Raw genomic sequence first — 19,394 nt, 5'->3', positions numbered from 1 at the left:
GAGAGCATGTCGAAGATCAAGCCCAGTCAGGGCGCCGCGTACGCGCGCATCATGGGTGTCGGCGGCTACCGTCCGACCCGTGTCGTGCCCAACGAGGTGATCCTCGAGACGATCGACTCGTCCGACGAGTGGATCCGCTCGCGCTCCGGCATCGCCACCCGCCACTGGGCCTCCGAGGAGGAGACCGTGGCCGCGATGTCCGTGGAGGCGTCAGGGAAAGCCATCGCCGATGCCGGGATCACACCCGATCAGATCGGCGCCGTGATCGTCTCCACCGTCTCGCACTTCAAGCAGACCCCGGCCATCGCGACCGAGATCGCCCACAAGATCGGCGCGGGCAAGCCCGCCGCGTTCGACATCTCGGCCGGCTGCGCGGGCTTCGGCTACGGACTGACCCTCGCCAAGGGCATGATCGTCGAGGGTTCGGCGGAGTACGTTCTCGTCATCGGCGTGGAGCGGCTCAGCGACCTCACCGACAAGGAGGACCGCGCGACGGCCTTCCTCTTCGGCGACGGCGCCGGCGCGGTCGTCGTCGGCCCCTCCAAGGTGCCGGCCATAGGCCCCACCGTCTGGGGCTCCGAGGGCGACAAGTCCGAGACGATCAAGCAGACCGTGGCGTGGGACGAGTTCCACGCCGAGCGCCCGGAGAAGTTCCCGGCCATCACGCAGGAGGGCCAGGCGGTCTTCCGCTGGGCCGTCTTCGAGATGGCGAAGGTCGCCCAGCAGGCGCTGGACGCGGCCGGGATCGCCCCGGGAGACCTGGACGTCTTCATTCCGCACCAGGCCAACATGCGGATCATCGACTCGATGGTGAAGACCCTGAAGCTGCCGGAGAACGTCACGGTCGCCCGTGACGTGGAGACCACCGGCAACACCTCCGCCGCCTCGATTCCGCTCGCTATGGAGCGGCTCCTGGCGACCGGTCAGGCGAAGAGCGGCGACACCGCGCTCGTCATCGGCTTCGGGGCGGGTCTCGTCTACGCCGCGACGGTCGTTACCCTCCCCTAGGCACACCAGGCCTTTTTCGGCCCGGACGCCAGAACCCTGCAGATAAACATCGAAGGAGCGCCAACATGGCCGCCACTCAGGAAGAGATCGTCAAGGGTCTCGCCGAGATCGTCAACGAGATCGCCGGCATCCCGGTCGAGGACGTCCAGCTGGACAAGTCCTTCACCGACGACCTGGACGTCGACTCGCTGTCCATGGTCGAGGTCGTCGTCGCCGCCGAGGAGCGCTTCGACGTCAAGATCCCCGACGAGGACGTCAAGAACCTCAAGACCGTCGGCGACGCTGCCGACTACATCCTCAAGCACCAGGCCTGATCAGGCCGGCTCTGTGTCGCCACCCGGCGGTGGCGCCGCTGATTCACGACCCTCTACACGTGGAGAAGATTTTCCAGTGAACTCGACCAATCGCACCGTGGTCGTCACCGGTATCGGCGCAACCACTCCGCTGGGTGGCGACTCGGCGTCGACCTGGGAAGGTCTGATGGCCGGTCGTTCCGGCGTCAAGCCTCTCGAGGGCGAACGTTTCGCCGAACTGCCCGTCCGGATCGCCGCCCTCGCGGCCGTCGACCCGGGCGACGTCCTGCCCCGCCCGCTCGCCCGCAAGCTGGACCGCTCGGCGCAGTTCGCGCTGATCGCGGCCCGCGAGGCATGGGCGGACGCCGGCTTCACCGGTAAGGCCGGTGAGGACGACACGATCCAGCCCGAGCGGCTGGGCACGGTCATCGCCTCCGGCATCGGCGGCGTGATCACCCTGCTCGACCAGTACGACGTGCTCAAGGAGAAGGGCGTACGCCGCGTCTCCCCGCACACCGTGCCCATGCTCATGCCCAACGGCCCGGCCGCCAACGTCGGCCTGGAGGTCAACGCCCAGGCCGGTGTGCACACTCCGGTCTCCGCCTGCGCCTCGGGCGCGGAGGCGATCGGGTACGCCGTCGAAATGATCCGCACCGGCCGTGCCGATGTGGTTCTCGCCGGTGGCACCGAGGCGGCGATCCACCCGCTGCCGATCGCCGCGTTCGCCAACATGATGGCGATGTCCAAGAACAACGACGAGCCCCAGAAGGCGTCGCGTCCGTACGACACGGGCCGTGACGGCTTCGTCCTCGGCGAGGGTGCCGGGGTCGTCGTCCTGGAGTCCGCGGAGCACGCCGCCGCGCGCGGCGCCAAGGTCTACTGCGAGGTGCTGGGCCAGGGTCTGTCCGCTGACGCCCACCACATCGCGCAGCCCGAGCCGACCGGTCGTGGCATCGCCGCCGCGATGCAGAACCTGCTGGACCAGACGGACCTCAAGCCGTCCGAGGTCGTGCACCTCAACGCGCACGCCACGTCGACGCCGCAGGGCGATGTCGCGGAGCTGAAGGCTCTGCGCCAGGTCCTGGGCGACGACCTCGACCATGTCGCGATCTCCGCGACGAAGTCGATGACCGGTCACCTCCTCGGTGGCGCGGGCGGCATCGAGACCGTTGCCACGGTCCTGGCGCTGCACCACCGGATGGCTCCGCCGACGATCAACGTGGAGAACCTCGACGAGGCCGTGGAGGCGGACATCGTGCGCGATGAGCCCCGTCCGTTGCCCGAGGGGTCGATCGCCGCGATCAACAACTCGTTCGGGTTCGGGGGTCACAACGTGGTCCTGGCGTTCCGCAGCGTCTGACCTGCGGTCCGCGGCCCCCGGTACACCGAAACCCGTCTCCCCAGCTGGGGAGACGGGTTTCGTCCGTTGCACGGGGCGTCTCGGGGCTTCGCCCCCGGACCCCCGTTCCTCAATCGCCGGAGGGGCTGAAGTTGCGCCCTCACACCACCTGGTGCAGCCACCGCACCGGCGCGCCCTCTCCCGCGTGGCGGAAGGACTCCAACTCGTCGTCCCACGGCTTACCGAGGAGCTTGGCGATCTCGGCCTCCAGGTCGGTCTCGCCCCGCACCGACCGCGCCAGTGCGGCCCGCAACCGGTCCTCGGGCACCAGAATGTCGCCGTGCATGCCGGTGACGGCGTGGAAAATGCCCAGTTCGGGCGTGGAGCTGTAGCGCTCGCCCTCCGACGTGGGGCTCGGCTCAGCCGTCACCTCGAAGCGCAGCAGATCCCAGCCGCGCAGCGCGGAGGCCAGTTTCGACGCCGTGCCGGGCCTGGCCTGCCAGGAGAACTCGGACCGCCAGGTACCGGGCGCGGCCGGCTGTCTGATCCAGTCCAGCTGGACCCGCACACCGAGGACACCCGCCACCGCCCATTCGACATGGGGGCAGAGCGCGCGCGGTGCGGAGTGAACGTACAGAACTCCACGTGTCGTCACCGGGACCTCCAGTGTGGGACGAAGTTCGCCTTTCCCAGCGGCCTTGCGCCCGTACCGTCTCTTCTCGGCCGGTTCCCGAGGTTGTCATCAGTAAACAGCATCGGGGTGAATCTCCTGAAAAGGGACAGTATGTGACGTGATGTGATTTACAGAAAACCACCCGAATGGAGCCGGGTGAGGGGAAGCGCCGCTGGTTCGACGAGGAAAAGCTACCGCGCGGCGGCGTCCGAGGTGTGACGTACCGTCGGTCCTGGGCCCATCATTCGCTCAGCTTTCACCCTGCAGGGCGGCCGGGCCTTCCGACCGGTGCCACGAGGGGTTGCCGGGGGCATAACCGAGGGGAGCCAAGGGATGCAGGATCGTTCCGCCCGCCACCGTTCGCGTACCGTGGCCGCCGTCCTGACGGCCGTCTCGTTGCTCGGCACGGCCGCTCTGGCCGGCTGCGACACCGGCCGGGACGAGACGACGAAGGGGGCGGCGGCCGAAAAGCGGCGGCCGCCCGCCAAGCCGGGCCCCCTCTGGGACCGCAGACCCGGGTCGGTGGCCGCCGTCGGTGACTCCATCACCCGCGGTTTCGACGCCTGTTCGGTGCTGGCGGACTGCCCGAAGGTGTCCTGGGCGACCGGCACGGACAGCGAGGTGCGCAGCCTCGCCGTGCGGCTGCTGGGTGAGTCGGGGGCCGCCGAGCGCAGCTGGAACCATGCCGAGACGGGGGCCAGGATCGCGCAGTTGCCGGAGCAGATGGCGCTGGCCGCGAAGGAGAAGCCGGATCTGGTGACGGTGATGATCGGCGCCAATGACGCCTGCCGCGACTCGGCGCGGCTCATGACTCCGGTGGCGGATTTCCGGGCGTCGTTCGAGGCTTCGATGCGTCAGTTGCGCGCCGGGGCGCCCAAGGCGCAGGTGTATGTGTCGAGCGTGCCGGATCTCAAGCGGCTCTGGTCGACGGGGCGCGGCAACGCGCTGGGCAAGCAGATCTGGAAGCTGGGGATCTGTCAGTCGATGCTGGGTGACGCGGACGACATGGGCGCGCACGCCACGGCCCGGCGCAGCTCGGTGCAGGAACGGGTCGTGGCGTACAACGACGTGCTGCGGAAGGTCTGCGCGAAGGACCGGCGCTGCCGTTACGACGGCGGGGCGGTTTTCGACTACCGGTTCACCGGCAAGCAGCTCAGCCAGTGGGACTGGTTCCATCCGGGGCGGAACGGGCAGGCGCGGCTGGCGGAGATCGCGTACCGCAATGTCACCTCGGCCCGGCCCCCGGCGTAGAGTTTGTGATCATGGACACAGGTTCGGGCACGGCGCTGCGTACGGAAGAGTTCGGCACCCTCGCGGACGGCACCGTGGTGCACCGCTGGACGCTGGAGCGCGACGGTACGCGGGTGCGTGTCCTGACGTACGGCGGCATCGTGCAGTCGGTCGAGGTGCCCGGCCGGGACGGGGAGCGGGCGGGTGTGGCGCTCGGGCTGCCGGATCTCGCCGGTTACGAGACGTATTCGGGTCCGTATTTCGGCGCGCTGGTCGGGCGGTACGCGAACCGGATCGGTGGTGCCTGTTTCGAACTGGACGGGCGGACGCACCGGGTGACGCGCAATGAGGGGCGCAACCATGTGCACGGCGGGGCCAGGGGCTTCGACAAGCGCGTGTGGCAGGCGCGGGAGGTGGCGGACGGTGTCCGGCTCTCCCTGGTCTCCGAGGACGGCGAGGAGGGCTTCCCGGGGCGTCTGACGGTGTCGGCGACGTACACCCTGGACGAGGGCGGGGCGCTGCGGATCGCGTACCGGGCGACGACGGACGCCCCGACGGTGCTGAACCTGACGAATCACACGTACTGGAATCTCGCGGGCGGCGACAGTGGCAGCGCGCTCGGGCAGGTGCTGCGGATCGCGGCCGGGCAGATCACTCCGGCGGACGCCGAGTCGCTCCCGACGGGCGAGTTCCTGCCGGTGGACGGGACCCGGTTCGACTTCCGTGAGCCGAAGCCGGTCGGCGCGGGCTACGACCACAACTTCGTGCTGGACGGTGCCGGCCCGGGCCCGGCGGCCGAGCTGTACGACGCGGTGTCGGGGCGCGTCCTGACCGTCACCACGACGGAGCCCGGGATGCAGCTGTACACGGCGGACCACTTCGACGGGCGGCCGTTCGGGCCCTGTGCCGGGATCGCGCTGGAGACCCAGCACTTCCCGGACTCCCCGAACCGGCCCGAGTTCCCGAGCACGGTGCTGCGGCCGGGCGAGGAGTACGTCTCGACGACGGTGTACGGATTCGCGGTGCGCCGAGGTGCGCCGGCGGCATGAACCGGCATGAGGAGAGCCCCGGAGCGGGGTCAGGTACCGCGCCGGGGCTCTCCCGTACCCGGGGCCGCTACTCCTTGATGTCCACGGCCGCCGTCAGACGTACGTCACCGAGCGAGCGTGCCGCCTGCACCTCGTACGTGCCGGGGACGAGGGTCCAGTCGTACGCCGTCTCGTCCCAGATCTCGTACGCGCGCCGCTCCAGCGGAATCACCGCCTCGGCGCTCTCGCCGGGGGCCGCCTCGATCCGTGCGAAGCCGGCCAGCCAGCGGACCGGGCGTTCGGCGGTGTCCTCCCGGGGCGCCAGGTAGAGCTGGACGGTCTCGGCTCCGGGCCGGATGCCGGTGTTGCGGAGGCGGACGGTGGCGGTGTCGGGACCGGCCACCAGGCTCTCGTACTCCCAGGTGGTGTAGCCGAGTCCGTGGCCGAAGGGGTAGGCGGGCGTGGTGCCGGCCTTCTCCCAGGCCCGGTAGCCGACGAAGACGCCCTCCTCGTAGTGGAGTTCGCCGCCCGTGGGGGTGGTGGAGGAGACCGGGACGTCGGCGAGCGCGACCGGCCAGGTGGTGGGGAGGCGGCCGCCCGGCTCCTCGGCGCCGAGCAGGACATCGGCAAGGGCGTGACCGGCCTCCTGGCCGGGGAACCAGCCGAGCAGGACCGCGGCGACCTCGTCGCGCCACGGAAGCTCCACCGGGGAGCCGGAGTTGACGATCACGACGGTGTTCGGGTTGGCGGCGGCGACGGCCCTGACGAGGTCGTTCTGGTGGCCGGGGAGCTTCAGGTCGGTGCGGTCGAAGCCTTCGGACTCGACGCGTTCGGTGGTGCCGACGACGACGATCGCGGTGTCCGCGGCGCGGGCCGACTCGACGGCCTCGGCGATCAGCTCCTGGGGGTCGCGGCGCGGGCCGAGGTGGCAGAAGGAGAACGAGACGCCGGGGATCGGTGCGTCGTCGCCCAGGGTGTCGGGGATCTGCCGCAGGGAGACCTCGACGGGTTCGCCCGCGGTGAGGGCGATCCGGCCGCGCTCCAGCGGGTTGCCGAAGAACGCCTCGCCGGGATCGGCGGAACCGGTGACCCGGTGGACCTCGTCGTACAGGGTCTCGCCGGCGACGGTGAGGCTGAGCGCTCCGGTGCCGCGGGTGCCGAAGACGTGCTCGCCGCCGTCGCGCGGGACGAAGGTGCCGGTGATCTCGACGCTGTGCAGCGTCTCGCGGGTCACACCCTCGGGGAAGTCGCTGCCGATCCACTGGACGGTGCCGCTGTGCAGCGGGGCGGAGCCGATGACGGTGCCGGAGGCGTCGTAACAGACGGCCCTGAGCTCGAAGCCCTTCTCGGCGGGAACGAGTTCGTCGTTCGGGTCGGCGCCGACGCGGTAGTCGAGGACGTCCTCCGGGAGGGCGGCGACGAGGCCGTCCAGCGGCGAGACGATGTGGTGCGGGAAGACCTGGGCGGAACCGCCGCCGAGGACCCGGGCGTCCCGGGCGAGCGCCCCGCTGAGCGCGACCTTGCGGACGGCGGCCGGGTCGATGGGGAGCGCGGCGCGTTCGTTGCGTACGAGGACGAAGGAGCGGCGGGCGATCTCGCGGGCCAGTGCGTCTCCGTCGACGGTCTCGGGGCGTCCGGCCTCGTCGACGACGGGCGGGGCGCCGTCCAGGATGCCGACACGGGCGGCCAGCCGCAGCACGTTGCGTACAGCTCCGTCGACGACGGACTCCTCGACCTCACCGGCCCGTACGGCGTCGGCGAGCGCCTTCCCGTACACGGTCCTGGGGCCCGGCATGGCGACGTCGAGGCCGCCGTTGACGGTGGCGACGGTGGAGCGGGCGGCCAGCCAGTCGGAGACGATGTAGCCGTCGAAGCCCCATTCGCCGCGCAGCACCGCGTTCTGCAGATAGCGGTGCTCGGTCATGGTGGAGCCGTTGACCCGGTTGTACGCGGCCATGATGCCCCACGGGTGGGCGTTCTTGACGATCCTTTCGAACGGGGCGAGATAGATCTCGCGCAGGGTTCGCGGGGCGACGATGTTGTCGACGGTGAAGCGGTCGGTCTCGGCGTCGTTGGCGACGAAGTGCTTGACGGTCGTACCGACGCCGCCGTCCTGCACGCCCCGCACATAGCCGGTGCCGATCTCGCCGGTGAGGTACGGGTCCTCGCTGTACGTCTCGAAGTGGCGGCCGCCGAGCGGGGACCGGTGGAGGTTCACGGTCGGGGCGAGAAGGACGTGCACCCCCTTGCGGTGGGCCTCCTGGGCCAGCAGCCGGCCGGCCCGGCGGGCCAGCGCCGGGTCCCAGGTCGCGGCGAGCGCGGTGGGCGAGGGCAGTGCGACGGACGGGTCGTCGGCGGTCCAGGCGACCCCGCGGACGCCGATCGGCCCGTCGGACATCACCAGGGAGCCCAGCCCTACGGCGGGGAGTTCGGGCAGCGACCACATGTCCTGGCCGGCCAGCAGCCGCGTCTTGTCGTCGAGCCCCAGCGCGGCCAGCGCCGCATCGACCGCGGCCTCGCGGGCCGCATCGGGATTGGTGGATGTGGACGCGCCTGCCACGGCCGTACCTCCTCGTCGGTTCCTGCACTGAATGTCTCCATAGTGACTCCGTTACCGGTAGAGCAGTAGGTTTCGTTATCAGTCTGTAATCTGTATGGATGGCGTACGGTCCTCGGGGCGGAACCGATGGAGCACCGGAAGGGGCCGGGAGATGGTGCGGGCCAGAAGCGCGGAGCGGCGGGCGGAGATTCTTCGCGCCACTCTCGAAATGATCGCCGAGCGCGGCTACCGCGGTGCCTCGCTGAGTGCTGTCGCCGAGCGGGTCGGCCTCAGCCAGCAGGGGCTCCTGCACTACTTCCCGACCAAGGAGGCGCTGCTCGTCGCCGTGCTGGAGGAGCGCGACCAATGGGACACGGGCGGCGGCACCCGGAGCGACGGCACATGGCGGATCGATCTGCTGGCCTCGCTCGTCGAGTACAACGCGATGCGGCCCGGCATCGTCCAGACGTTCTCGGCGCTGCTCGGCGAGAGCGTGACGGAGGGCCATCCCGCACGGGAGTTCTTCACCCGCCGCTACACCCAGGTCCGGGCGAGCATGGCGGCGATGCTTCGCGCCGAGTACGGCGAGCGGCTGCCGGGCGGCCTGACTCCGGAGCGCGCGGCGCCGCTGCTGGTGGCGATGATGGACGGGCTTCAGTACCAGTGGCTGCTGGACCCGGATTCGGTGGACATGCCGGCGGCTTTCCAGGATTTCCTGACACTTTTGCGGTCGACGGAGTCGAGTGCCCCCGAGAACCCTCGATCATGACATGACCTGCACCGACACCTGTACGACAAGATCGACAATCCCCACCTGCGGGTGATTTCCGAACGATCTACGCGCGTCCGGGCAAGGGCCACCGTCCCGGGCGCCCCAGGGTGGGGCGCATGACTTCCAAGCCTGCCGGACCGTCCTCCGGCCTGCCCTCCCGGCGCACCGTGATCACAGGTGCCGCCGCCGGTGCCGCCGCCCTTGCCACGACCGCCGTGGGCTCCGCAAGTGCCGCCGCGCCGGGCGCCCTTGGTGCGCCCGCCGCATCCGCAACCTCGCTCGCTCCCGCGGCCGCCCCCGGCTCGGACTGGGACGCCTGCCTGAACATCGCCCGCGCCATCCTCGTACGCGATGAACAGAACCAGCCGCTGGTCCCCCTCTACCGCGACATCCTGCTGTCCAAGGGCCTGCCGCGCAGCCGCAAGGCCCCCAAGAAGGTGCTGGTCGTCGGCGCGGGCCCGGCCGGGCTCACCGCCGCCCATCTGCTCCGCAGCGCCGGGCACACCGTCACCGTGATCGAGGCCAACGGCAACCGTGTCGGCGGCCGGATCAAGACCTTCCGCAAGGGCGGCCACGAGAACGCGAAGGCACCGTTCGCCGACCCGAAGCAGTACGCCGAGGCCGGCGCCATGCGGATCCCCGACAGCCACCCGCTCGTCACCGGGCTCATGGACAGCTTCGACCTGAAGCGCCGCCGCTTCTACCTGGTCGATGTCGACACCGAGGGCCGACCGGTCAACCGCACCTGGATCCACGTCAACGGCATCCGGATGCGCAAGGCCGACTACGCACAGAAGCCGCAGGCGATCAACCGCTCGTTCGGGGTCCCCGCGGAGTTCGAGAACAAGACCGCCGCGACGATCGTGCGGGAGGCCTTCGCCCCCGTGCGCAAGGAGTTCGAGGGCAAGGAGGGCCGCGAGCTCGTCGAGGGCTGGGCGCGGGTCATCCAGCGGTACGGACACTGGTCGATGTTCCGCTTCCTGACCGAGGCGGCCAAGCTCGACGAGCGCACCATCGACCTCATCGGCACCGTCGAGAACCTCACCTCCCGGCTCCATCTCGCCTTTGTGCACAGCTTCATCGGGGCCTCCTTGATCAGCCCGGACACCGCGTTCTTCGAGCTGCCGGACGGCACGGCCACCCTTGCCGACGCCATGTACGCACGGGTGAAGGACCTGGTGCGGCTGGACCGCCGGGCCGCCAGGATCAGCTACGAAGCCGACAGCGTCCGGGTCGAGACGGTGTCCGAGGGCCGTAACGGCAAGGTCGTGCGCGAGACGTTCACCGGCGACCGGGCGATCATCACCGTGCCGTTCTCCGGGCTGCGCCACATCCCCGTCACGCCCCTGCTCTCGTACGGCAAGCGGCGCGCGATCACCGAGATCCACTACGACGCGGCGACCAAGGTGCTGCTCGAATTCAGCCGCCGCTGGTGGGAGTTCGAGGAGAAGGAGTGGAAGACCGAGCTGGAGAAGATCAAGCCCGGTCTGTACGAGGCCTACCGGCTGGGCAAGGCGCCGGCCGACGGTTCGCTGCTGGGCGCCCACCCCTCCGTACCGCGCGGTCATCTCCCGCCCAACCAGCGCGTGCACTACGCGGCGTACCGGGCCACCGCCCGCAACCAGCCCGAGGCGGCGCATGTCATCGGCGGCGGATCGGTCACCGACAACCCCAACCGCTTCATGTTCCAGCCGTCCCACCCGGTCGAGGGGAGCGCGGGCGGCGTCGTCCTCGCCTCGTACAGCTGGGCCGACGACGCGCTGAAGTGGGACTCGCTGGACGACGACGAGCGCTATCCGCACGCCCTGGGCGGGGTGCAGGACGTGTACGGGCAGCGCATCGAGGTCTTCTACACGGGCGTCGGCGCCACCCAGTCGTGGATGCGCGATCCGTACGCGTACGGCGAGGCGTCGGTGCTGTTGCCGGGCCAGCACACCGAGTTGTTCGCCGATGTGCGCTCGGTCGAGGGGCCGCTGCACTTCGCCGGCTGCCACACCTCGATCAAGCCGGCCTGGATCGAGGGGGCGCTGGAGTCGGCGGTCAGGTCGGCGCTGGAGGTGCACACCGGCTGACCCGGGCCCGGGGGCGTCGCTCAGCGGGCCAGGCCCAGGGTGACGCCCAGTCCGACGAGCACCGACCCGATGCCCCGGTTGAGGGCCTTCTGCCACTTCAGCATCGAGGTGCGCAGGCGCGAGTTCGAGAAGAACAGCGCGACCAAGGCGAACCAGCCGAAGTGGGCGGCGGACATGAACAGCCCGTAGCCGGCCTGCTGCCACACGCTGGTTCCGGGCCCGACGACCTGGGTGAAGGTCGACACGACGAAGAGCGTGGTCTTGGGGTTCAGCGCGTTGGTGAGGAAGCCGGTGCGCAGGGCCCCGAACCGCGTCAGCTGCGGCTTGGACTCCAGGTCGACGTCGAGATCGCCGCGGGCGAAGAAGGTGCGCAGCCCGATGTAGACGAGATAGGCGGCGCCGACCAGCTTGATCGCGGTGAACAGGGCGGTGGACGAGGCGATCAGCAGCCCGACGCCGAGCATCGTGTACGTGACGTGGACGAGTACGCCCGCGGCAACCCCGGCGGCGGCCATGAGCCCTGTCGTGCGGCCGTAGAGACAGCTGTTGCGGATGACCATCGCGAAGTCCGCGCCCGGACTGATGACGGCGAGGACGGTGATGACGGCGACAGCGATGATCTCGGTCACGGGCGTGGAATCTCCTCAGTCCTTGTCGAGGGTGTACGGGGCGGGGTCCGCGTCATCGTCCCCGTCCTCGTCGGACGCCACCAGGTCCCTCGCCAGCAGGGTGGCTCCGGCGACGGCGCCCGGCATCAGGAACACGGCGACGAACGGGACGAGGAAGGCGAGTCCCAGCGGTACGCCGAAGCCGAGGGTCAGCATGCGGCGCCCGCGCAGCAGGACGAGCCGGTCCTTCAGGACCATGCCGCGGCGCTGGAGGGCGACGGCGGTGAGTTCCTCGGCGAGGAAGTAGCCGGTGACGCAGAAGCCGATCACGGGGACGACGGTCTGGCCGACGACCGGAATGAATCCGAGGGCGAAGAGCAGCACCGAGTACAGCCCCACCCGCACCAGGATGCGGACGCTGTCGCGGGCGGATATCCACAGGTCCCGCCAGAGCGGCAGGCCGGACTCGGGGACCTCGCCGCCTTCCGTACGGTCGACCTGCTCGGAGAGCGACTCGTAGAAGGGCTGGCCGACCAGCAGCGTCACGGCGGTGAACGTGATCACGGCGAGGAAGAGACCGAGGGCGAAGACCAGCACGGTCAGGGTGTTACGGAGCAGGCCGAGCCAGGGCGATGACCAGTCGTCGGCGAAGGGGGTCGCCCAGGACACCAGGTTGTCGGCGCCGTAGCCGAGGCCGACGAGCGCCGCCGCATACAGGACGAGGGTGACGAGTCCGGGCAGCAGCCCGAAGCCGAACCAGCGTCCGTGCCTGCCGACCCATCGCTGTCCCTTTATCAAGTAGCCGAAGCCCACCCCTAGATCACGCATGGCGTCAGCGTACTGGTGGGGACGGGGACCTTTCCCGCCGCGGTGTGCCCGGGGCACGGCCGAGGGCCGCACCCCCGCGGGGGTGCGGCCCTCGGCCGGTTTCGAGCGGTCAGGCGACCGACAGCCCGACCTTGATGTTGCCGCGTGTGGCGTTCGAGTACGGGCACACCTGGTGGGCCTTCTCGATGAGCGACTGCGCGGTCGCGGTGTCGACGTTCGGAATGGTGGCGGTGATCGCGACCTCCAGGCCGAAGCCGCCCTCGGCGGTCCTGCCGATGGAGACCGCGGCGGTCACCGTGGAGCCGGAGATGTCGGCCTTCTCCTGACGGGCCACGACGCCGAGTGCTCCCTGGAAGCAGGCGCTGTAGCCGGCCGCGAAGAGCTGCTCCGGGTTGGTGCCCGCGCCGCTTCCGCCCATGGCCTTGGGCGGGTTGACGATGACGTCGAGGTTGCCGTCGTCGGACGAGACGCGGCCGTCACGGCCGTTCTCGGCGGTGGCGACGGCGGTGTAGGCAACAGTGATGTCCTGAATGGCCATGCCGGAAATTCCTTCTGCTGTGCGCCGCGACTCGCGCCAACGATCGCGACGGCCTGTGGAGGAGCCTGACGGGTGCACCGAAGCCTCTGTCAGGCGAGGGAAACGATCATCTTTCCGGTGTTCTCGCCACGCAGCAGACCCGTGAAGGCGTCGAAGCCGTTCTCGATGCCTTCGACGAAGGTCTCCCGGTACTTCAGCTCGCCCGAGGCCAGCCAGCCGGCGACGTCCTGGACGAACTGCGGCTGGAGCGCGGCGTGATCGCCGACGAGCATGCCCTGGATGCGCAGCCTCTTGCCGATGACCAGGGCGAGGTTGCGCGGGCCGGGGGTCGGCTCGGTGGCGTTGTACTGGGCGATCATTCCGCAGACGGTGACGCGGCCGTGCAGGTTGAGCGAGGAGATCGCCGCTTCGAGGTGCTCGCCGCCCACATTGTCGAAGTAGACGTCGATGCCGTCGGGGGCGGCCTCGCGCAGCTGCTCGGCGACCGGGCCGTTCTTGTAGTTGAAGGCCGCGTCGAAGCCGTACTCCTCGACGAGGAGCTTGACCTTCTCGTCGGAACCGGCCGAGCCGATGACCCGCGAGGCGCCCTTGAGCTTTGCCATCTGGCCGACCTGGCTGCCGACCGCACCGGCGGCGCCGGATACGAAGACGACGTCGCCCTCCTTGAAGGAAGCGACCTCGAAGAGGCCGGCGTAGGCGGTGAGGCCGGTCATGCCGAGCACGCCGAGATAGGCGGAGAGCGGGGCGAGCGACGCGTCGACCTTCACGGCGTGCTCGGCCGGGACGTCGGCGTACTCGCGCCAGCCCTGACCGTGCAGGACGTGGTCGCCGACCGCGAGGCCCTCCGCGTTCGAGGCGATGACCTCGCCGACCGCTCCGCCTTCCATGGGGTGGTCGAGCTTGAAGGGCGGGGTGTACGACTTCACGTCGTTCATCCTGCCCCTCATGTACGGGTCGACCGAGAAGTACAGATTGCGGACGAGGACGCGACCCTCGCCGGGAGCGGTGACCGGGGCCTCACGCAGCGCGAAATCCTCGGCCTTCGGCCAGCCGTGGGGGCGGGCGACGAGGTGCCATTCACGGCTGGACGTGGGAAGTGCTGCAGACATGGGCTCTGGTTCTCCTCGATGCCTTACGGGGTGGGGGAAGCTTCGCCCGGGCCGGTGGGGTCCGCCGGGGGAAGCCGAAATGCTTCATTACGTGAAACAACCATGCTCCTGAATATTTCATATTGTCAAGTAACTGGCTATCCTGGGCGTCATGGCCACCACTCGTACAGACCCTCTGACCCTCGAAGTCGTCGAGCTCATCGGCACCGTCGTGGCGCGCTACTACGAGGAGTACGACGAGGCCGCGGCGGCCCATTCCCTCACCGGCGCCCAGGCGCGCGTCCTCGGGCTGCTCTCCCTGGAGCCGATGCCCATGCGCAAGATCGCCCAGAAGCTGAAGTGCGAGCCGTCGAATGTCACCGGCATCGTCGACCGGCTGGAGACGCGCGGCCTGGTGGAGCGCAGGCCGGATCCGGCCGACCGGCGGGTGAAGCTGGCCGCCCCGACGGAAAAGGGTGCGCAAACGGCGCAGCAGCTGCGCGATTCGCTCACTTTCGCCCGGGAGCCGCTGGCCGAGCTGTCGGACGGGGACCGGGCGATGCTGCGGGACCTGCTGCGGCGGATGCTGGGCGATTCAGCCCCGCGCCACGACTGAGGAGGCGGGGCGGCCGGGGGCGACGCGACCGCGCGGACCGCTCACTGGCAGAACCACGGGATCCACCAGCACGACTCGGACTCGGTCGGTGTGGGCGTGGGGGCGGGCGAGGCCGGGGGCGTCGACTTCGTCGGTTCGCCGCTGGACCGGGCGGAGCCCGAGGGGTCGCGGGGCGTTCCCCCGGCGGTGGGACCGGAGGACGGCTCCGCGGGGGCGGAGGACGCTGTGGAGGCCGGCGCCGCCGGGCGCGAGTGGCTGGTGCCGGCGCTCGACTGGCGGCCGTCGGCGGCCGGATGGGAATCGGTGGCCGGGAGCACGGACGGACCGCCCACGGGACCGGGCGGCTCGACCGCATCGCTCGCCGAGGGGTCAGGGGCCGGCTCGGTCGTGGCCGAGGTCGATTCGCGTACGTAGTCCGAGGCGCCGTCGTCGCCCTTCGGCTCGATGGCCAGCTCGGCCAGGCTCAGCGCCCCGGCCGCGAGCACCACGCCGAGCACGACGAGCAGGGCCGTACGGCCGCGGCGGCGGTGCGTACGCCGGCCACGACCCTGCGCCCCGGCCCTCCGGTCCGGCCTGTGGGAACCATGTGTGCCGCGCGCGGGCTGGGCAGCACCGTGCCCCCGGCGGCGTCGGCCCCCGGGCTGGGACGGCGCGGGCGTCTCGCGCTCCGCATCCGGTTCGTGACCGGAGAAGGCAGGCGTCGCATAGTGACTCAGCGCCTCGGCGGGGGTTCCGCATCCGGCACAGGCCAGCGCACCGTTGAGATGCCGCTGACACGGGTGGCAGTAATCCATGGCGCCCGCAGATTAGATGCCTGTAGGACAACGTAGATAGCCGCTCAGGTGAGGATCCTGTGTGGAAATGTTGATTCCATGACCTCGCCCGCGCATTTCGGCCCTCGTGAGTTCCAGCTCGTCCTGTTGCGCCGGATGGCCGACCATCAACCCGCCCTCGTCGACGACGCCCGGCAGGAACTGAGCGCCTCGCTCGCCGAGATGCGGGAGGCCAACCGCCGTTGGCAGGCCATGGTGCGGGCGCCGCGCGGGCGGGGCACCCTGCGCCGCTACCGTTCGGTGCTCGGCGAGCCCGAGTCGTCCGTACACCGCACCATCGGCGACCTGGAGTGCGACGCACTGCTGTGGCCGGTGCCGCTCTGGCCGGATCTGCGGTTCGAGGTGATGGTCGCGCCGGGCGGGGCCGTATGGAACGAATGGCTGGTCCGGGCGCCGGGAGCGCCGGGCCCCGAGCTGCGTACGGTCGAGGATCTGCGTCCCTGGTCGGGCACGGTGGACGAGGTCGCGCGGGCCTTCGCACCGGCCCGCCCCATGGAAGGCAGCGCACCGACCCGGTGGGCGCTCGCGATCACCGCGCCCGGGACGGGTGAGCCGTATGTCGCCGAATTCACTTGGGGGCTGTTCCAGCGGCTGCTGCCCGGCTGACTTCCCCGTACCGCACTTTTCTGCCGGTTCGTCAGCTATGTACCTCCTACGGCCCATCCCGCCGCGCGCAATGACTCCGAACGGCGCACGATGCGAAGAGAGCCGGCTGCCGCCGGTACCCCAATCAGCGCTCTCGGGAGAACCTGCCGTGACCGTCAGCCTTGAGCAGTTGCGCCGTTGCCATGTCGCCGTCGACCTCGGGGCCGCCCGGACCCGTGTGTACGTCAAGGGGCTCGGACTCGTCGTCGACGAACCGAGTGCCGCCGCCATGAACACCCGTACCGGCTCGCTCATCGCCGTCGGCGCGCTCGCCGAACAGATGACGGGCCGCACGCCCGACTACATCAAGGTGGTCCACCCGGTCACCGGCGGAACCGTCATCGACATCGAGATGGCCCAGCGCATGCTCCGCCAGTTGCTCGGCGACAAGCTCCGCCGCCAGCTGCGCCGCAAGCCACGGCTGCGGGCCGCCGCCTGCACCCCGCACGACAGCGATCCGCTCGCCCAGCGGGCCACCGTCGAGACCCTGGTGGGTCTGGGCGCCCGGCGGGTCGAACTGGTCGACACCCTGATCGCGGCGGCCGTCGGCTGCGGGCTGCCCGTCGAGCAGCCGACCGCCTCCATGATCATGGTGTGCGGGGCGGCGACCACCCAGATCGCGGTGCTCTCGCTCGGTTCGATCGTGACCGCCGCACGCATCCCGGTCGGCGGCGACGCCATCGATCACGCGGTGATCCAGCATCTGCGCCAGCACCACGAGCTGATGCTGCCGAGCCAGTCCGTACGCCCGCTCCAGGTGGCGCTCAGCGGCAGCGGTCTGAGCGCGCACGGGCCGGCCATGACCGAGATCCACGGCCGGGACGTGGCGACCGGCCTGGCCCGCTCGGTGCAGGTCGACACCGCCGCGATGCGTCAGGCGATCCACGCGCCGCTGACCGCGGTGCTCGACGGCCTCGGCAAGATCCTGCGCGACTGTCCGCCCGACCTGGTGGCCGACATCGCCGACTGCGGGATCATGATGGTCGGCGGCAGCGCGCAGCTGCCCGGTCTCGAACAGCTGCTGCGGAATGCCACGGGCGTGCCCGTGCACATCGCCGAGCGGCCCGATGTGTGTTCCGTACTGGGGCTCGGTGCGATGCTGGACGGGAAGATCGAGCCGTTGGTTCTCGACCCGCTCGCCTGCTGACCACCGCGGGGGGTGCGGCGTATGACCGAAGAGACAGCGAACACGTCGGCGGCGAACACGGCCGCCGGGCCCCCGGACGAGGAGACGGCCGCCGCGTCCGGCACTCCGCAGGCACCCCGGCTGCCGATGCTCCTGGAAGCGGTGCTGAGCGTCGGCACCGATCTGGAACTGCGGGCCACCCTCCAGCAGATCGTGGACACCGCCGCCGCGCTGACCGAGGCCCGGTACGGTGCGCTCGGCGTGCTCGACACCGAGCGCGGCACCATCAGCGAGCTGTTCACCTCGGGGCTCGACGACACCGAGCGGCAGCGCATCGGCCACCTTCCGGACGGGCACTCGGGGATGCTCGGCGTCCTCATCGACGAACCGGAGCCGCTGCGCTCGGACGATCTGACCACCGACCCGCGCTCCTGCGGGGTTCCGCCCGGCCACCCGCCGATGCACTCCTTCCTCGGGTCGCCGATCCGGGTGCAGAAGCAGGTGTTCGGCAATCTCTACCTCACCGAGAAACGCACCGGCCACTTCACCGATGCGGACATGGCGCTGATGCGGGTGCTGGCCTCGCAGGCCGGAATCGCGATCGGCAATGCCCGGCTGTACGAGGCCGCCCGTCAGCGGGAGCGCTGGATCGAGGGGGCGGCCGCCGTCACCACCACCCTGCTGACCGGCGAGAACGCGGTCGACGCGCTGATGACCGTCGCCGAGGGGGCCAGAGTTCTCGCCGACGCCTGTGCCGGGGTGATCCTCCAGCCGAACAAGGAGGGCGGGATGGAGATCGTCACCGCGTCCACGCTCGACGATCCGGCCGGGATCGTCGGTACGACCATCGAGCCCGGCTCCGCCTTGCTGGTCCAACTGCTGGGCGGCGAACCGGTGTTCATCGAGGACTCGGCGACCGATCCGCGGATGACGACGCATGTGCGGACGCGGTTCGGCCCCAGCATGATGCTGCCGCTGCAGAGCGGCGGGCGGCTGATCGGCACCCTGGCCCTGCCCCGGCGGCGCGGCGACCGCCCGTACACGGCCGCGGACCGGCAGCTGGCCTCCCAATTCGCCTCGCAGGCCGCACTCGCCCTGGTCCTGGCGGACGCCCAGCACGACCGGGAACAGCTCGCGGTGTACGAGGACCGGGACAGGATCGCCCACGATCTGCACGACCTCGTCGTCCAGCGGCTCTTCGCGACCGAGATGATGCTGGAGTCGACCCGCCGCAGGGCCGCTGCCCCGGAGTCGGACGAGCTGCTCGGCAAGGCCGTCGACGAGCTGGACTCCACCATTCAGGAGGTACGGACGGCGATCTTCACCCTCCAGCAGCCGCCCGCCGAGGTCCCCACCACGTTCCGCGGCCGGGTGCTGCGGGAGACCAGGGGCGCCGCCGCCGTCCTCGGCTTCCAGCCGTCGGTGCACTTCGACGGGGCGGTCGACACATTGGTCCGGGATCCCGTGGACCGGCGGCTGCTCGCCGCGCTGCGGAGCGCCCTCGCGACCGCGCACCGGCGGGCCGGGGTATCGGCGATCGAGGTGGAGGTGGATGCGACGGCCGTGCTGCCGGACGGGCGGGCCGCGGTCCGGCTGGCGGTCGCCGACGACGGCCGGGACGAGGACGGCTCGCGCTCACCGACCTTCACCTGGCAGGCGCCGCTCTGAGCGCCACGCGGGTGTTGGAGTGGGCGACGCCGGCCTCCCGCTTGAGCCTGCGCAGCAGTCCGTCCAGCGCTGCAGTGTCGGCGACGGCGGCCCGTACGAGATAGTCGTGGCCGCCGGTCACATGCACCACTTCGGTAATGCCGGGCAGGGCGAGCACCGCCCGCTCGAACACCTCGTTCGTCGTGTCCATCCGCAGCGACACGTCGATGAAGACCACAAGGCCCGTACGGGTGTCGGCGGCCGGGTCGATGATCACGGTGAAGCCGCGGATGACACCGTCGCGCCGCAGTCGGCGCACCCGGTCGGCCGCGGCGTTGGCGCTGAGCCCGACCCGTACGCCCAGATCGCGGTACGAGATCCGGGCATCCTCCTGCAGGATGCCGAGGATTTCCCTGTCCAGACGGTCCATACTGCGATTGTCGCAGCTTTGTCCGGATTGTGACTTCGCAAGGTGCATCTGGAGCTCTCTGCGCGGTTCCCGGCCGGTTGC

19 protein-coding genes are annotated in these 19,394 nt (G+C 70.4%); 11 read left to right on the top strand and 8 right to left on the bottom strand.

Annotated elements, in window-relative coordinates; genetic code table 11:
- Positions 1 to 6 precede the first annotated feature (6 nt).
- The 3 genes from IEZ15_RS05365 (at position 7) to fabF (ending at position 2,661) form a co-directional block, all read left to right on the top strand.
- Positions 7 to 1,008, top strand: coding sequence for a ketoacyl-ACP synthase III (locus IEZ15_RS05365; protein WP_189274606.1), 1,002 nt, complete (start codon positions 7 to 9; stop codon positions 1,006 to 1,008).
- A gap of 65 nt (positions 1,009 to 1,073) precedes the next feature.
- Complete coding sequence (locus IEZ15_RS05360) at positions 1,074 to 1,322, top strand: acyl carrier protein (RefSeq protein ID WP_093542924.1); 249 nt, start codon at positions 1,074 to 1,076, stop codon at positions 1,320 to 1,322.
- Between the two features lie 76 nt (positions 1,323 to 1,398).
- Positions 1,399 to 2,661, top strand: a complete 1,263-nt coding sequence (gene fabF, locus IEZ15_RS05355; RefSeq protein WP_114244369.1) for a beta-ketoacyl-ACP synthase II — start codon at positions 1,399 to 1,401, stop codon at positions 2,659 to 2,661.
- A gap of 139 nt (positions 2,662 to 2,800) precedes the next feature.
- Here the strand turns inward: fabF and IEZ15_RS05350 are convergent, their stop codons facing one another.
- Positions 2,801 to 3,295 (bottom strand): DUF3145 domain-containing protein, encoded by a 495-nt coding sequence (locus tag IEZ15_RS05350; RefSeq protein WP_114244370.1) that lies wholly within the window; start codon positions 3,293 to 3,295, stop codon positions 2,801 to 2,803.
- 351 nt (positions 3,296 to 3,646) lie between these two features.
- Here IEZ15_RS05350 and IEZ15_RS05345 point away from each other — a divergent pair, with 351 nt between their 5' ends.
- Together IEZ15_RS05345 and IEZ15_RS05340 are read left to right on the top strand one after the other, a co-directional pair.
- A complete protein-coding gene (locus IEZ15_RS05345; protein ID WP_189274604.1) occupies positions 3,647 to 4,564 on the top strand; it encodes an SGNH/GDSL hydrolase family protein in 918 nt (305 codons plus the stop codon).
- Positions 4,565 to 4,575: 11 nt separating this feature from the next.
- Positions 4,576 to 5,592, top strand: coding sequence for an aldose epimerase family protein (locus IEZ15_RS05340; RefSeq protein ID WP_114244372.1), 1,017 nt, complete (start codon positions 4,576 to 4,578; stop codon positions 5,590 to 5,592).
- A 67-nt stretch (positions 5,593 to 5,659) separates the two neighbouring features.
- On the opposite strand, the gene IEZ15_RS05335 is transcribed toward IEZ15_RS05340, so the two are convergent.
- Positions 5,660 to 8,131 carry a beta-glucosidase gene (locus IEZ15_RS05335; protein ID WP_189274602.1) on the bottom strand — a complete coding sequence of 824 codons (2,472 nt, stop codon included), beginning with the start codon at positions 8,129 to 8,131 and terminating at the stop codon, positions 5,660 to 5,662.
- A 151-nt stretch (positions 8,132 to 8,282) separates the two neighbouring features.
- Here IEZ15_RS05335 and IEZ15_RS05330 point away from each other — a divergent pair, with 151 nt between their 5' ends.
- Together IEZ15_RS05330 and lgoX are read left to right on the top strand one after the other, a co-directional pair.
- Positions 8,283 to 8,879, top strand: a complete 597-nt coding sequence (locus IEZ15_RS05330; RefSeq protein WP_189274600.1) for a TetR/AcrR family transcriptional regulator — start codon at positions 8,283 to 8,285, stop codon at positions 8,877 to 8,879.
- Positions 8,880 to 8,998: 119 nt separating this feature from the next.
- The gene (gene lgoX / locus IEZ15_RS05325; protein ID WP_189274598.1) at positions 8,999 to 10,954 is read left to right on the top strand and encodes an L-glutamate oxidase LgoX; all 1,956 of its coding nucleotides are present in this window, start codon (positions 8,999 to 9,001) and stop codon (positions 10,952 to 10,954) included.
- Between the two features lie 20 nt (positions 10,955 to 10,974).
- Here lgoX and IEZ15_RS05320 read toward each other — a convergent pair whose 3' ends face one another.
- From IEZ15_RS05320 to IEZ15_RS05305, 4 genes are all read right to left on the bottom strand, one after another.
- Positions 10,975 to 11,583, bottom strand: a complete 609-nt coding sequence (locus tag IEZ15_RS05320; protein WP_189274596.1) for a LysE family translocator — start codon at positions 11,581 to 11,583, stop codon at positions 10,975 to 10,977.
- 15 nt (positions 11,584 to 11,598) lie between these two features.
- The gene (locus IEZ15_RS05315; RefSeq protein WP_189274593.1) at positions 11,599 to 12,390 is read right to left on the bottom strand and encodes an EI24 domain-containing protein; all 792 of its coding nucleotides are present in this window, start codon (positions 12,388 to 12,390) and stop codon (positions 11,599 to 11,601) included.
- Positions 12,391 to 12,499: 109 nt separating this feature from the next.
- Positions 12,500 to 12,928, bottom strand: coding sequence for an organic hydroperoxide resistance protein (locus tag IEZ15_RS05310; protein ID WP_189274591.1), 429 nt, complete (start codon positions 12,926 to 12,928; stop codon positions 12,500 to 12,502).
- 89 nt (positions 12,929 to 13,017) lie between these two features.
- The gene (locus tag IEZ15_RS05305) at positions 13,018 to 14,037 is read right to left on the bottom strand and encodes an NADP-dependent oxidoreductase (RefSeq protein WP_189274589.1); all 1,020 of its coding nucleotides are present in this window, start codon (positions 14,035 to 14,037) and stop codon (positions 13,018 to 13,020) included.
- 151 nt (positions 14,038 to 14,188) lie between these two features.
- Here IEZ15_RS05305 and IEZ15_RS05300 point away from each other — a divergent pair, with 151 nt between their 5' ends.
- Positions 14,189 to 14,632, top strand: a complete 444-nt coding sequence (locus IEZ15_RS05300) for a MarR family winged helix-turn-helix transcriptional regulator (protein ID WP_189274587.1) — start codon at positions 14,189 to 14,191, stop codon at positions 14,630 to 14,632.
- 41 nt (positions 14,633 to 14,673) lie between these two features.
- Here IEZ15_RS05300 and IEZ15_RS47640 read toward each other — a convergent pair whose 3' ends face one another.
- On the bottom strand, positions 14,674 to 15,426 hold the full coding sequence (locus tag IEZ15_RS47640; RefSeq protein WP_189274585.1) for an SCO2400 family protein: 753 nt from the start codon (positions 15,424 to 15,426) through the stop codon (positions 14,674 to 14,676).
- A 78-nt stretch (positions 15,427 to 15,504) separates the two neighbouring features.
- Here IEZ15_RS47640 and IEZ15_RS05290 point away from each other — a divergent pair, with 78 nt between their 5' ends.
- The 3 genes from IEZ15_RS05290 to IEZ15_RS05280 all read left to right on the top strand — a co-directional run bounded on the left by IEZ15_RS05290 (position 15,505) and on the right by IEZ15_RS05280 (position 18,904).
- Entirely contained in the window at positions 15,505 to 16,071 is a 567-nt protein-coding gene (locus IEZ15_RS05290) for a hypothetical protein (RefSeq protein ID WP_189274583.1), read from the top strand.
- Between the two features lie 148 nt (positions 16,072 to 16,219).
- Positions 16,220 to 17,257 (top strand): rod shape-determining protein, encoded by a 1,038-nt coding sequence (locus IEZ15_RS05285; protein ID WP_189274581.1) that lies wholly within the window; start codon positions 16,220 to 16,222, stop codon positions 17,255 to 17,257.
- A 21-nt stretch (positions 17,258 to 17,278) separates the two neighbouring features.
- On the top strand, positions 17,279 to 18,904 hold the full coding sequence (locus IEZ15_RS05280) for a GAF domain-containing protein (protein ID WP_189274579.1): 1,626 nt from the start codon (positions 17,279 to 17,281) through the stop codon (positions 18,902 to 18,904).
- Here IEZ15_RS05280 and IEZ15_RS05275 read toward each other — a convergent pair.
- A complete protein-coding gene (locus tag IEZ15_RS05275; protein WP_093897145.1) occupies positions 18,882 to 19,313 on the bottom strand; it encodes an Lrp/AsnC family transcriptional regulator in 432 nt (143 codons plus the stop codon). The two genes, IEZ15_RS05280 and IEZ15_RS05275, sit on opposite strands and share 23 nt — an antisense overlap.
- Between the last annotated feature and the right edge of the window lie 81 nt (positions 19,314 to 19,394).

Source organism: Streptomyces atratus, assembly GCF_014648655.1.
GTDB classification, from domain to species: domain Bacteria; phylum Actinomycetota; class Actinomycetes; order Streptomycetales; family Streptomycetaceae; genus Streptomyces; species Streptomyces atratus.
This window is presented reverse-complemented; position numbering and strand designations above follow the sequence as displayed.

What these genes read in the sequence shown, in the direction of transcription:
- IEZ15_RS05365 (WP_189274606.1), top strand. Translation starts at nt 7, where the DNA reads ATGTCGAAGATCAAGCCCAGTCAGGGCGCCGCGTACGCGCGCATCATG.
- IEZ15_RS05360 (WP_093542924.1), top strand. Translation starts at nt 1,074, where the DNA reads ATGGCCGCCACTCAGGAAGAGATCGTCAAGGGTCTCGCCGAGATCGTC.
- IEZ15_RS05345 (WP_189274604.1), top strand. Translation starts at nt 3,647, where the DNA reads ATGCAGGATCGTTCCGCCCGCCACCGTTCGCGTACCGTGGCCGCCGTC.
- IEZ15_RS05340 (WP_114244372.1), top strand. Translation starts at nt 4,576, where the DNA reads ATGGACACAGGTTCGGGCACGGCGCTGCGTACGGAAGAGTTCGGCACC.
- IEZ15_RS05330 (WP_189274600.1), top strand. Translation starts at nt 8,283, where the DNA reads ATGGTGCGGGCCAGAAGCGCGGAGCGGCGGGCGGAGATTCTTCGCGCC.
- lgoX (WP_189274598.1), top strand. Translation starts at nt 8,999, where the DNA reads ATGACTTCCAAGCCTGCCGGACCGTCCTCCGGCCTGCCCTCCCGGCGC.
- IEZ15_RS05315 (WP_189274593.1), bottom strand. Translation starts at nt 12,390, where the DNA reads ATGCGTGATCTAGGGGTGGGCTTCGGCTACTTGATAAAGGGACAGCGA.
- IEZ15_RS05310 (WP_189274591.1), bottom strand. Translation starts at nt 12,928, where the DNA reads ATGGCCATTCAGGACATCACTGTTGCCTACACCGCCGTCGCCACCGCC.
- IEZ15_RS05305 (WP_189274589.1), bottom strand. Translation starts at nt 14,037, where the DNA reads ATGTCTGCAGCACTTCCCACGTCCAGCCGTGAATGGCACCTCGTCGCC.
- IEZ15_RS05300 (WP_189274587.1), top strand. Translation starts at nt 14,189, where the DNA reads ATGGCCACCACTCGTACAGACCCTCTGACCCTCGAAGTCGTCGAGCTC.
- IEZ15_RS47640 (WP_189274585.1), bottom strand. Translation starts at nt 15,426, where the DNA reads ATGGATTACTGCCACCCGTGTCAGCGGCATCTCAACGGTGCGCTGGCC.
- IEZ15_RS05290 (WP_189274583.1), top strand. Translation starts at nt 15,505, where the DNA reads ATGACCTCGCCCGCGCATTTCGGCCCTCGTGAGTTCCAGCTCGTCCTG.
- IEZ15_RS05280 (WP_189274579.1), top strand. Translation starts at nt 17,279, where the DNA reads ATGACCGAAGAGACAGCGAACACGTCGGCGGCGAACACGGCCGCCGGG.
- IEZ15_RS05275 (WP_093897145.1), bottom strand. Translation starts at nt 19,313, where the DNA reads ATGGACCGTCTGGACAGGGAAATCCTCGGCATCCTGCAGGAGGATGCC.